At 36.4% G+C, this 12,535-nt stretch carries 9 protein-coding genes and 1 tRNA gene; 3 read left to right on the forward strand and 7 right to left on the reverse strand.

What is annotated here, in order from left to right:
- Positions 1-35: 35 nt before the first annotated feature.
- A tRNA-Ser gene (locus tag F2A31_RS04285) sits at positions 36-125 on the forward strand.
- A gap of 397 nt (positions 126-522) precedes the next feature.
- Complete coding sequence (locus F2A31_RS04290) at positions 523-1,827, forward strand: dicarboxylate/amino acid:cation symporter (RefSeq protein WP_150025341.1); 1,305 nt, start codon at positions 523-525, stop codon at positions 1,825-1,827.
- Between the two features lie 147 nt (positions 1,828-1,974).
- On the opposite strand, the gene F2A31_RS04295 is transcribed toward F2A31_RS04290, so the two are convergent.
- Complete coding sequence (locus F2A31_RS04295) at positions 1,975-2,865, reverse strand: LysR substrate-binding domain-containing protein (RefSeq protein WP_150025342.1); 891 nt, start codon at positions 2,863-2,865, stop codon at positions 1,975-1,977.
- Positions 2,866-3,000: 135 nt separating this feature from the next.
- Between F2A31_RS04295 and F2A31_RS04300 the strand changes: the two genes are divergently transcribed.
- A complete protein-coding gene (locus tag F2A31_RS04300) occupies positions 3,001-4,416 on the forward strand; it encodes an aspartate ammonia-lyase (protein ID WP_150025343.1) in 1,416 nt (471 codons plus the stop codon).
- Between the two features lie 231 nt (positions 4,417-4,647).
- Here F2A31_RS04300 and F2A31_RS04305 read toward each other — a convergent pair whose 3' ends face one another.
- Genes F2A31_RS04305 through tssH form a run of 6 tightly spaced genes read right to left on the reverse strand, consistent with a single transcriptional unit; the run spans position 4,648 to position 12,210 of the window.
- Positions 4,648-5,604, reverse strand: a complete 957-nt coding sequence (locus F2A31_RS04305) for a M15 family metallopeptidase (RefSeq protein WP_150025344.1) — start codon at positions 5,602-5,604, stop codon at positions 4,648-4,650.
- A 3-nt stretch (positions 5,605-5,607) separates the two neighbouring features.
- The gene (locus tag F2A31_RS04310; RefSeq protein ID WP_150025345.1) at positions 5,608-6,204 is read right to left on the reverse strand and encodes a hypothetical protein; all 597 of its coding nucleotides are present in this window, start codon (positions 6,202-6,204) and stop codon (positions 5,608-5,610) included.
- Between the two features lie 10 nt (positions 6,205-6,214).
- Positions 6,215-7,024, reverse strand: a complete 810-nt coding sequence (gene icmH, locus F2A31_RS04315; protein WP_150027665.1) for a type IVB secretion system protein IcmH/DotU — start codon at positions 7,022-7,024, stop codon at positions 6,215-6,217.
- Between the two features lie 10 nt (positions 7,025-7,034).
- On the reverse strand, positions 7,035-8,399 hold the full coding sequence (gene tssK, locus F2A31_RS04320) for a type VI secretion system baseplate subunit TssK (protein ID WP_150025346.1): 1,365 nt from the start codon (positions 8,397-8,399) through the stop codon (positions 7,035-7,037).
- Positions 8,400-8,415: 16 nt separating this feature from the next.
- A complete protein-coding gene (gene tssA, locus F2A31_RS04325; protein ID WP_150025347.1) occupies positions 8,416-9,513 on the reverse strand; it encodes a type VI secretion system protein TssA in 1,098 nt (365 codons plus the stop codon).
- A gap of 27 nt (positions 9,514-9,540) precedes the next feature.
- On the reverse strand, positions 9,541-12,210 hold the full coding sequence (gene tssH / locus F2A31_RS04330) for a type VI secretion system ATPase TssH (protein WP_150025348.1): 2,670 nt from the start codon (positions 12,208-12,210) through the stop codon (positions 9,541-9,543).
- Positions 12,211-12,535 lie beyond the last annotated feature (325 nt).

Below are 12,535 nucleotides of genomic sequence, written 5' to 3' on the forward strand. Positions count from 1 at the left end.
CAACTTGCACTTTTATTTATATGATAGCCGCCATTGGAAGCGTGGCAGAGCGGTTTAATGCACCGGTCTTGAAAACCGACGAGGGTGTGAGTCCTCCGTGAGTTCGAATCTCACCGCTTCCGCCAAATATCGAAATAAGCTCTTGTTATTACAAGGGCTTATTTTTTTCATTATCAATAATTTGATAAGCGATCAAAGTTTTAAGTCAAAGAAAATAAATATATTAATCAAATGAATGAAATAGAAATTTTTCTGATTTTATACGGATTTTTATCTAGAAAATTATCTTCTTTATCTAACATCTACACCACTGACCAACATCAAAAATATGCATTATTTGCATGAAATATTTAATTTTTGCATTGTCGTTTTTTTTCAAAAGCAGTAACACTTGCCACTGCTAATTGTAGCGTCAGAGGTTTCCTGTCTTCAAAAAGACATTGAGCCGATGAAGTCAATTTGGCATGGAATTTCAAGGTGAATAGCTTAACTGCAAAGTGCAATAGGGAAGGAATAATTATTATGAATCAAAAGAAGCTGCTCAAATATATTCTGGTGGCAATGATCACAGGGATATTAGTCGGGTGGGCATGTCATAGCACTTTAAGTACGGCGCAAACGACAGACATCGCAAGCTATTTTAAAATCGTCACAGATGTTTTCCTTAGATTAATTAAAATGATTATTGCACCGCTGGTGTTTGCAACAATTGTTTCAGGCTTAATCTCAATGGGTAAATCATCCTCACTTGGATCGATTACTTTAAAAGCCATGGGCTGGTTTGTGGGGGCATCTTTTATCTCGTTATTGCTCGGTATGGGGCTTGCGAATTATTTCCAACCTGGCGCAGGAATGAATCTAAGTGTTCCTAAAGAAGTTGTTGATGTTGGAGTCAGTGCATCGAGTTTAAGTTTACAGACATTTATTACTCATATCTTTCCAAGAAGCTTTGCCGAGGCAATGGCAAATAATGAAATTTTGCAAATCCTTGTGTTTTCAATTTTCTTTGGTTCTGCATTGGCTTATGTTCAACATCAGACCGGTGCGACAGTGATTGGAAAAATCATCGATGAGTTATGTCACGTCATGTTTCGTATCACTGACTATGTTATGGCTGCTGCACCAATTGCAGTATTTGCAGCTATTGCATCAGCAATTGCGGTGCAAGGTCCTAAGTTAATCTTGGATTACAGTATTTTTATTGGTCAATTCTATATTGGTTTATTGATCCTGTGGATGATTTTAATTTCTTTTGGTTATATCTTCTTAAGAAAAGACGTTTTTCGTCTGGTGCGAGCTGTACGTGAACCAACAATGTTGGCTTTTGCAACAGCGAGTAGTGAATCAGCATACCCAAAAACGATGGAAGCATTAAACAAATTTGGTGTTCCAAAACGTGTTACGAGCTTTGTTCTACCTTTGGGGTATTCATTTAACCTCGATGGTTCAATGATGTATATGGCCTTTGCGGTATTGTTTATCGCTCAAGCTTATAATATTGACCTGAGCTTTACTCAACAAGTATTGATTCTTTTAACCTTGATGATTACGAGTAAAGGCATTGCTGGTGTTTCACGCGCTTCTATTGTTGTCATTGCATCAACACTTGCTATGTTTCAGCTTCCTGAAGCCGGCATTCTTCTGATTTTGGCAATTGATCAGTTCTTGGATATGGGACGTACAGCAACCAATGTGATCGGGAATAGTATTGCAACGGCAGTGATTGCACGTACAGAAGGTGATAAGCATGATGTCGAAGAGACTGAAACTGATGGGGTTGCTGTTGACTCGATTGTTCCAGTAAATCGATTAGCTGATAATACTTAAATAAATCATCAGAGTTACTTAGCTAAAATAAGTATTATATTTAAGATAACGGTTTGTATATCGATATTGCATTCAAGTCAATTTAAGTTGCAAGCCGTTATCTTATTTTTAAATATTAATGCTAAAGTTATAGTTTAAAATAGAAGTTTATTGGGGGACATTATTTGTTAATAAATTCCATATGTATTTTATCCGTTCAGAAAGGATCATTTTTCTTCTTATAATATATACATCCTGAGAAGTATGGAAAATTTGTTCATCAATGACTTTTAGTTTATTTTCGGATAGCTCTTTTTCTACGAGCAATTTAGGTAACCATGCTATACCTAGACCTTGTAAAACTAACTCTTTTAAATCACTGGCATTATCAGTTTCATATAGTGTTCTATAGTTTAAATTATTCTCAATAACCTCATCTACACATTTTCTTAAATAGGCTTGTTTGCTATAGGCTAATAAAGGAAAGAGCTGATTAAATGAGTATTTAGGTTCATTATTATATACAGCAGTTACAGGGAGAATATCCATTTTCACAATTTTATGAAAAATGAAAAGTGAGGTATCCAATTGCTGTAAGGTTTTTTGATCACAGTAACAAATTAAGAAATCACATGATCCATCAGTAAGTAAACGCATACCTTGTTTTAAATTTGCGGCAATAATTTCTAATTTAAGGTCTTCTAGATTTAGAGATAGATCATGAATAAATCGAGGGAAAAATTGAGTGATAAGAGAATGAGATACAGCAAACTTAACATTTAATTCATTGTTTTTAATGTTTTTTTCTAGGTAGCTTATCGTTGAGTTAAGTTGGTTCTGTATACTTTTTGCAGATGCTAATAAAATTTGTCCGGCCTCAGTGAAATCGATAGCTTTGCTATCTCTTTTTAGAATTTGGAAGCCTAATGCTGTTTCAATATTTTGAATTCGACGCGAAAATGCGGATTGGGTGACATGACGTAGTTCTGCTGCTTGGGAGATGGAATTTTCCTGTTCCAGTGCAAGTAAATCTTCAATCCATCGAATTTCCAAGGTCATAACCAATCCTTCATATGTGCGTATAAGCTATTATAATCTATTATGCAAAAAATGCATGTAGTAATATTTTTTTACATTAGAAAAAAATGATGCTGTCTTCTAATATGAATTTATTGAGATCTAGAGTCTATTTAAATGAATATTAAGATTAACACGCGTACTGAAAAGGATTTATTGGGCTTAAAGGAAATTCCAGATAGTTGCTATTATGGTGTGCAAACGTTAAGAGCAATTGAAAATTTTAATTTAAGTTCAAGTAAATTAAGTCAGTTTCCTCATTTTATTAGAGCATTAGCAACTGTAAAATCAGCTTGTGCACATTCAAATTTTAAACTAAACAAAATTGATAATAACAAGAATAATGCAATTCAATATGCATGCCAACAAATTATTAATAATCAGTATCATGATCAATTTATTGTTGATATGATTCAAGGTGGTGCTGGTACTTCTACAAATATGAATATAAATGAAGTGGTTGCTAATGTTGGTTTAGAGTATTTGGGACACTCAAAGGGTGAATATCAATATTTACATCCCAATAATGATGTGAATATGTCTCAATCAACCAATGATGTCTACCCAACAGCAATTAAAATTGGTTTAATTTCAGCGATTGAACAGTTGAATACGCCATTTAAGAATTTAATTGGAAGCTTTAAAGCGAAATCTGTAGAGTTCTCAGATATTTTAAAAATGGGGCGTACACAGTTGCAAGATGCTGTGCCAATGACGTTAGGGCAAGAGTTCGGTGCATTTGCTGCGACTTTACAAAGTGATCTGGATAAACTTAACCGTATTATGCCTGATGCCTTGAGTGTGGTGAATTTAGGTGGTACTGCGATTGGTACAGGAATTAATACTGAAGTTCAATATCGTGAATATGCTATTCAAGCATTATCAGAAATCACGCAGCGCAAGATTAGCAGCGCACCTGATTTGATCGAGGCAACATCTGATATGGGTGACTTTGTTTTACTCTCAAGTTTCCTAAAGCGGACTGCGACGAAACTATCCAAAATCGCCAACGATTTACGTTTATTATCAAGTGGCCCACGTGCTGGATTGAGTGAGATTTACTTAGAACCACGCCAACCGGGTAGCTCAATTATGCCTGGTAAGGTGAACCCTGTTATTCCTGAGGCGATGAATTTAGTTTGTTATCAAGTGATTGCTAACGATTTGGCGATTACTTTGGCAGCTGAAGCAGGTCAATTGCAATTAAATGCGATGGAACCATTGATTGCATTTAAGTTATTTGAATCAATTGAGTTGTTGGGCAAAGCCATGCAAATGTTCCAGCAAAAGTGTATTGATACAATTCGTGCCAATGCTGAGCTGTGCCAATCTCAGGTTGAAAACTCAATTGGGATTGTGACTGCACTTAATCCGTACCTAGGTTATGAAACAACGACACGTATCGCTAAACAGGCCAATGAAACAGGGCAAAGTGTATTGGCTTTAATCAAAGCAGAAAACTTAATTTCCGATCAAGTTTTGGTAGATATCTTGGCTGTAAAAAACATGGTACATCCAAAGCAATCTGCATAATCAAGGTTGGTTTGTGTCATCAAACTGATATAAATGAATCGATTGGATTCAGTGGCGTTAAAGGTTAAATTCTTTAACGCCATTTTTGATTTCTATGCTTGATGAAATCAAGCTATTCCTTCCCCAAGCCGTGTTATCAAAGTTGATAAGAGATCACGTTATCTGTGTTTCATACCTTGTTTGCATCGTTTGAGCCTATGATTCAAGTCATGGCTGAAATGTAAGTAAACACTAAGAAATAGTGTTATTGAGTTGACCTTCTGAAGTAAGCAATTCAGCCATTTCTTTGGTTTTCTTTAAACCAGGCATACGATATTCAGTGTGTCCATAGTCTTTGATTGATTTCCAACGTCCGCCCCATGTTAAGCCGACAGATTCAGCTACTTGACCGTAAAGTTCATAGCCTCGCATTGCCCATGGGTCACGTTCACTGATTACCACTTTACCGTTACGTTTGAACGCAACATCCGCAGCTAAACCAAATTGATGATAACTTTGGTAACTTCTCGCACGTGTGGTATTGGGATTTCCTGCTAGCATATTCTGTCGAGCGGGGCTGCGATAGCCTTCGAGTAAGACAAGCTCATAGCCATGTTGTTCTTTCATAATTTTAAAGACCATGAGTAAACGTTGTTTATAGCGTGGATTCATCTTGTCCCACTTACGATCAACTAGACTACTGTCAAGTGCACCATGTGCATGTGCAACAGGACTCTCGATTTGTGAGGCATCTATCGAACCACTATGTTGAGCATGATATTCCTGTTCGATTCTAGTTGCTTCAATTAATGCATCTTGAATAAGTGTTTCATCAACTTCGGGTGGTGGGCTTAGGATCTCACCATTCAACAAAGCATAAATTTGAGGGTCCGTTTGTTTTAAATACTCTGCTTCAATACGGGTTGAATTAATTGGTCGTGTAAAAGCAAAAATTAAAATGCTGGAAAATAAAAAGAATCCGGCGATTAAAATCCACCATTGTTGTATATGCCAATGCGATTGCAGCTTTTCAGGTGCAGCCGCTTGATGCATGTTTTCAGCAAATTGCATGGCATTTGCAATTTTCCTTTTGCTCTGTGGAAGTACAGAGCGTAATAAATGAATACACTTGGAGCGTAATTCATAGGACATCAGTAACGTCAATACAATGATGACAAGCAAAAAGCTAATCGAAATAAACCAAATCATTCGTTATTTGAGTTCATTTACAGTAAATGGTCGTTGAGTCACATTAATTTGTACTGATGCTTGTGGTGCTTCCGCCTCTGGTTCAGCTTCTTTAGGCGTTGTTATTTTCTTTGGTTCAGCTTCTACTTTTTTCGTTTTATCAGGTCCAGTTGTTGCTATATTTTTTTGTTGAGCTGGTTTAGCAATTGCTGTTGGTGCAGGTTTATTGCCATTCAATTCATTTGCGAAAGGAGAACTGCGATGTGCCGGATCTGCTGAAGCTGTTGTTGAGTGCTGGAAAAATTTATTTAAATCACTACTTTGAGGTTGAGCGAAATTACTGTCTTCATCAGACTCGGTATTTTCATTTTGAGTTAGCTCAATAACATTATTTATATTTTCTGTGGAAGTTTGAGTGTTGGGTGCCTGTATTGAAAGCTCTTCTATCTGTTCTGGTGATTCAGCTAGAGTATTGGATTGTGTTTGGAACAATACAAAAAAGATAAATAAGCTAGAAATAATGCCTAAAATAAATCCGACAAATACATAAATTACAGGGGATAAACTCTTTTTTTTATTCGTCTGTAATATGCGCAAAGAAGTTGGTCTTTCCTGAATCATGCGTTATCCACTACGGTAAATGAATTGTGATATGTGCTTCTTCAGCAGGTGCTGAAATTACATTTTGATAAGGTGTGAGCGCACTTTTATTTTGTTGAGTGAGCATAAATTTCAGCCCAGCAAAGGTGAGTGCAGCAAACATCAATAAGAAAATTAAAATCCAAAAAAATGGCAATTCATGGTGGATAATATGTTTGATTTGATCTGGAATCGCTGCGAAGGGTGAAAATGCAGCTTTTTTACCTTTGAGATAGTCAATCTCATCGCCTACACGAGCTACCAAATGGTTGAGACTTTCGACAGACTCGAGTCGATATTTCCCTTGAAAACCGAGTAGTAAACAGTAATGAAAAACTTCTAATGCTGCTAAACGATCTTTGCCGCGACTACGTAATTGCTCGAGAATCTCAAAAAAGCGATAACCTGCTAATTGCGAACCAAATAAACTCAATTGTAATGGACTGATTAACCACGTATTTTGCAAATTGAAATAAGCAGGGTCTTGTTGTGTTGCAATTGTTTCATCAATCAAAGCACAAAAAGCATATTTAGCATCGTGGATGTCATCTGCTGAAAATTGCAGTCGTTTTGCTTGCTGTTCAAAACGATTTAATAACTCCAAAATTTTGCTACGAAAATCACTTGGGTTAGAAGGAATATAGCGATTACGAATTAAAAAAACCAAATAGAATCCGTCGTGTAATAAATCGATGAGATTCGTTGTTTGGGACTTATTTTGCGGTAGATTAGTTGTGGGTAGGCCAGAACCAATTTTACCATCATCAAATAAAGAGGGGATGCCTGTCGGATGTTGAGTCATCATTCTTCTCTTAGCTATTCATTACAGCAATAAGTTCGATACTGATATCTTGGAAACCAGCGGGAATGTAAACACAGATAGACTCTGATTCAAGCATCTGTTGATAGAGCTCATGATGTGGCTCAATTTCGAAATAACTTACACCAGAGCGCACAGGAATTGCCGTTGGAACCTGCATTAAATGATGAATAGGTACCGCTGGTAATGCTGCAACGACGCGTTGTTCAACATCAATCGTACTTCCCACTTTAAATCGTAGCGGCACGATTTGGATAAGTTCATGGGTTTGCATCATGCTGCTAGAAACTGCGATGTAAAGACGAGTGTCACGCGTAATTTTGTCTGACTCAAGACTTCCCACCCAATAAGATGGACGAGTTTCTTTTAAGGCAATGCTGAAATAGCGGCTTGAAATAATGGTATCTAATAGATCCCGTAAAATTACATCGAGTTGCTGAAAGCTATCTTGCAGTTGATGATGTTTATAATGTGGTAAATGGTCAACATCATAATTGCTGGAGAACGTCAGCAGGGATCCTGCTAAGCGTAATAATTCCGAAAATAGACGTTCTGGGTGAATTTGAGGATACTGAAACAGATGATTTAATCCAGCATAAGCTGTATTTAATGCATTTATTAACCAGAAAGAAACGATATCACCAGAACGAAACTCAATGAGTTTCTGCTCATTTTCTCGGTTGTTACTCTGAATCGTTTTTATCTTTGCTTTAATCACATTCAGTGTACGCTTGAGATTACTGGTCAAGGCATCTGAGGCTGCAACATGTAAAATAGGAGGAATAAACTTAGGATCCAGCTCAAAAGTACCAGAACTTTGACGTTTTATTTTGGCAATTGGTAAGTATAAGAAACCATCTAAAGTTTGACTTGGCTGAATGTGCTGTTCAAGTAATTTGAATTCAGCGCGGCGGCGTAATAGGCTAAGATCCGCAGGACTAGCATCGGTAAATAAATCATGAGTTTCTGAGAGATAATTATGATAGCGGCTAGAAAGTGAGCCTTTATCATCTGCAATGTTTTTTTTGTTTGCTTGAAGAATTGGTAATGCTAAATAAACAATCATCTCACCTTTTAGGTTGAGATCATCTAATAATAATGGTTCAGGGAGTAAGTCTTGTGCAGGTGCGTGATATATTTCACCATCTTGCCAAATGATCTCAACTTCTTCTAAAGCTAAAATATGAGTTGAAAGTTGGACCTGATCGAATTTAAGTTTTTGTACACCATAAGCATAAGGGACGAGTGCACGGATTGTGTGATTTAAGCGTTGTTCATGATAGGTATCTTGGATTTGGAAGTGTTGCGGACGTAAAAATAGACCCTCACCCCAAAGAACTTTTTCTGCTTTAAACATATCAATTTACCAGTAATTATTCATATTCATTCTTGGGTTGAACACCGAGCATATCTTGTACCATTTGTAATGGATGCTCATCTTTGATGACCTGACCTAGCCATTCATGCAAAGGCATTTGACTCCATTTTATGGTTTTTTGAAGCATATAGCTGACAGGGCTATGTGGTTCATTTTTTTGGAAATAAGTTGCAATTTCTTGCAAAACGCGCATGGCTTGTTCACGATTTTCAATATGAGACTGAACTTGAGGTTGAAAAGACATGGCATTATGCACCGTTGCAGTTTGGGATATCGCTGATTTTTCAATTGGCGCGTCTTGAGTTTCAATTTCAGCATTTTGTTGTTGAGTGGATTGGCCGAAATATTCAGTTTTGTATATCTTTTTCAGTGTTTGATGAATACTGTCCAAGCTGGAATCAATAGCTGCAAAACTTGGTGAATCCAAACCTAATAAACCATCTAGCACATTTTTAAGTACTGACCATTGCTGTAAAATTTCATTAAAATATTGATAATTCTGATATTGAAATGCTTTATCTGTATTTAATAAAGCTTGTTCAAACTGCTCAAGCTCATTATTACTGTTTGAGCTTTCATAATCATCGCTTTGTTTACGACGTATATTTTCATGATAGAGAAAATTGTCATAATCTAATAAATGATAAAAAGGTGTAGTATTGATTAATGGTACTTTTTTAATCAGCTGTGGTAGCTGATTGATCAAACCTTGCAGCAAACCAATGCGTTGGTCTAAATCATCATCCTCAACTTCAGGGTGTAATGTTAACCAATATTGTTCAAGTAGGCGATGACTTAACTCAAGGCTTTTTGCAATACCCTCAAAGCCATAGAGATTGGACCAAGCTTCTGAAAGCCATGTCAGTAATCGTATGTCTTTACTTTTGTATTGAAGTAAATCGATGGAGGTCGAAGCGACATAATCCCAATCTGCCTGTTTAGGCTCAGTGACCCAATCACCTTGATCGAGTAAAAGATCATCTTGAGTTCTCGCTTTTTTTATCGTGTGGAACTCATTTGAAAAAGAATAATCTTCACCACAAGGTGACTGTTCATGAATTGGTGTCAATAATGAGGATATGTCCATATTCATAACAATTAAGGCTCAATCTTAAAAATATTAAACATCAGCTTTAGGTTTTTTACTCGAACGTTTTCTAGTTCCTTTTGCAACAGGATCTAATTGATAGCTAATATCATCATCTTTAGTATCAATAACGATTAATTTCGGCAGTTTGTGATCAGCTAGCGCAACTAAAATTTCGGTTGCTAGTGATGGTAAAACAGTTGAGTTCAAAATATTGTCTACGTTTCGTGCACCGCTATCAACTTCTGTACAGCGATTTAATAACAACTCTACAAGATCATCAGAATACTCAACTTTTGTGGCATATTGTTTTTCGATTCGAGCAACAATTTTCCCAAGTTTATGCTTAATGATTCTGACGAGGAGTTCGTCATGCAATGGGAAGTATGGAACAACTCGCATACGACCAATGAAAGCAGGTTTGAACTGTTTATAGAGACTTGGTTTTAAATGATCAAGCAATGCCTCGGCCGTTGGCCATTCTTCAACTGGTTGGTTTAAACATGCTTGCATAATTGCGCTGGAACCAGTATTAGAGGTCAGTAAAATCGTTGTGTTTTTAAAATCAATCACACGACCTTCGCCATCTTCAAGCGTGCCTTTGTCAAATACTTGATAAAATAATTCTTGTACATCACTGTGCGCTTTCTCGATTTCATCCAGCAAGACAACACTATATGGATTACGACGTACAGCTTCTGTTAGAACGCCACCTTGGCCATAACCAACATAACCAGGAGGTGCACCTTTTAAAGATGAAACGGTATGAGCTTCTTGGTATTCAGACATATTAATTGTGATTAAGTGCTGTTCACCGCCATAAAGTTCATTGGCTAATGCAAGAGCAGTTTCAGTTTTGCCAACACCGCTTGGTCCAACCAGCATAAATACGCCTTGAGGTTTGTTCGGGTCTTCCAATTTTGCCTTAGAGGTTTTAATACCCTGAACTAATTGGTGAAGGGCGTAATCCTGACCCATTACACGTTCTGCAAGCTTATCTTCAAGCGTTAAAATTTGTTTGATTTCATCATTGACCATATTCCCAACAGGGATACCGGTCCAGTCAGAAATGATTTCATTCACAATTTGAGGTGTTACACGCTCAAAAACTAAAGGATTTTGCCCTTGTAATTGAGCGAGTTCAGTTCTTAGATCAGAAATTTTTTGTTTCAGTTCAGGTTGTTCTTCTTGCTGATTGAGCTGTTGGATTTGTTTAACTAAATCAAGCTCTTGCTTCCAGCGCGTTTCTATTTCAAGAATTTCGGTTTCTAATCTTGAAAGTTCTTGATCGAGTGCTTCTAAACGCTCGTGATGGATTGGGAATTGTTGATGCTCTTGGGTAATAATTTGCAGTTCAAGTTTTAAGTTATGATGTTGAGCCTTGAGCTGATCTAGGATAACAGGTTGTGCATTTTGGGTGAGTGCTACTCGTGCTGAAGCTGTATCTAATACGCTTACTGCCTTGTCTGGTAATTGGCGGCCACTAATGTAACGATGAGAAGCTTGAACAGCAGTAATAATCGCCTGATCATCAATATTTAAATTAAAATGATTTTGCATGACAGGAATCATGGCACGTAACATGTCGATCGCAACTTCTTCAGTTGGCTCTTCAACTTTGACCACTTGGAAACGACGACTCAGAGCGGCATCTTTTTCAAAATATTGCTTATATTCAGCCCATGTAGTTGCTGCAATAGTTCTTAATTCACCACGTGCCAATGCTGGCTTGAGCAGATTGGCTGCATCATTTTGTCCAGCTTGACCACCAGCACCAATCAATGTATGTGCTTCATCAATAAATAAAATAATAGGGTGGGTTGAGGCTTGAACTTCTTGAATAACTTGCTTCAAGCGATTTTCAAATTCACCCTTGACGCTTGCACCAGCCTGTAATAAGCCCATATCTAACACATGAAGCTGTACATTCTGTAAAGCTTCAGGGACTAAGCCTTGTGCAATTTTTAAAGCTAAACCTTCTACGACTGCTGTTTTACCGACACCAGGCTCACCTGTCAAAATTGGATTGTTTTGGCGGCGACGCATTAAAATATCAAGCATTAAACGTATTTCAAACTCACGTCCAATAACAGGATCTATTTGTCCATTTTGTGCTTTCGTAGTTAAGTTAATTGTGTACTGATCTAAAGCAGGTGTTTTTGCTGGTATTGCTGAAGAGGTTTCTACTGGTTGAGCACTCTCATCAGTTTTATTATTTTCAACGGGTGTATGTTCACTACTATTTCCACATAAGTCTAAAAACTTATGTTTCATTGTATCGATTGGGAATAACTCAAATAAACTAGATGCTCTAAAGGCAATTTGTTGTAGATCTGGTTCAGTCAATAAAGCAATGATTAAATGGCTACTACGAATAACAGGTGTTTGTTCCGCAGATGCTAATAACCAAGCTTGTTCAAATAATTTTACAATTGATTTTGCAAAAATTGGTGTACGGGTATTTCCTTTAGGTAATGAAGCAATTGTTTCTTTTAAATCGTGAATTAAAGCTTCATCAGAGATATTATTTTTTTTTAATAAAACTTGTAAATCATTTGCAGGTGTTTGATTTAATAACTCTACAAATAAATGCTCAATTTCAATTTCATAATTCAATTGGTTAATGCAATAATTTGCAGATTTTTCTAATGCGGAACGAGTAGGAGATGACAGTTTTGTGATTAAAACTTTTAAATTACTCATTTATTACTCACAATAATTTTGAATACCAAGCCCAGCTAAGTAAGTTTTGACTTGATATTGTTGTTATATCTAAAATATATTTTCTGAATAAAATCAAAAACTTAACTAAACACTATTTGAGTGTACAGATTATTCTACAATAAAAATTGTTACTTTTAAACAAAAAAATTCTGTCTATTCATAAAAAAATAATTGCATAATATAATCAAATTAAATTGTATATGTTATAAAACGTAAATAGTATTGACTTTCTATGTCGTTTTTTTGTTAAATTCGCGACAATATTCTACGTACGTAAAATTGATGAGTGAGAGGGTTTTTTAAC

The sequence above is a fragment of the Acinetobacter suaedae genome, assembly GCF_008630915.1.
GTDB classification, from domain to species: Bacteria; Pseudomonadota; Gammaproteobacteria; order Pseudomonadales; family Moraxellaceae; genus Acinetobacter; species Acinetobacter suaedae.

Excerpts from the sequence above, each read along its gene's own strand:
- icmH (WP_150027665.1), bottom strand. The coding sequence starts at position 7,024 with ATGACTCAACATCCGACAGGCATCCCCTCTTTATTTGATGATGGTAAA.
- tssH (WP_150025348.1), bottom strand. The coding sequence starts at position 12,210 with ATGAGTAATTTAAAAGTTTTAATCACAAAACTGTCATCTCCTACTCGT.
- F2A31_RS04300 (WP_150025343.1), top strand. The coding sequence starts at position 3,001 with ATGAATATTAAGATTAACACGCGTACTGAAAAGGATTTATTGGGCTTA.
- tssA (WP_150025347.1), bottom strand. The coding sequence starts at position 9,513 with ATGAATATGGACATATCCTCATTATTGACACCAATTCATGAACAGTCA.
- F2A31_RS04310 (WP_150025345.1), bottom strand. The coding sequence starts at position 6,204 with ATGATTCAGGAAAGACCAACTTCTTTGCGCATATTACAGACGAATAAA.
- F2A31_RS04295 (WP_150025342.1), bottom strand. The coding sequence starts at position 2,865 with ATGACCTTGGAAATTCGATGGATTGAAGATTTACTTGCACTGGAACAG.
- F2A31_RS04290 (WP_150025341.1), top strand. The coding sequence starts at position 523 with ATGAATCAAAAGAAGCTGCTCAAATATATTCTGGTGGCAATGATCACA.
- tssK (WP_150025346.1), bottom strand. The coding sequence starts at position 8,399 with ATGTTTAAAGCAGAAAAAGTTCTTTGGGGTGAGGGTCTATTTTTACGT.
- F2A31_RS04305 (WP_150025344.1), bottom strand. The coding sequence starts at position 5,604 with ATGATTTGGTTTATTTCGATTAGCTTTTTGCTTGTCATCATTGTATTG.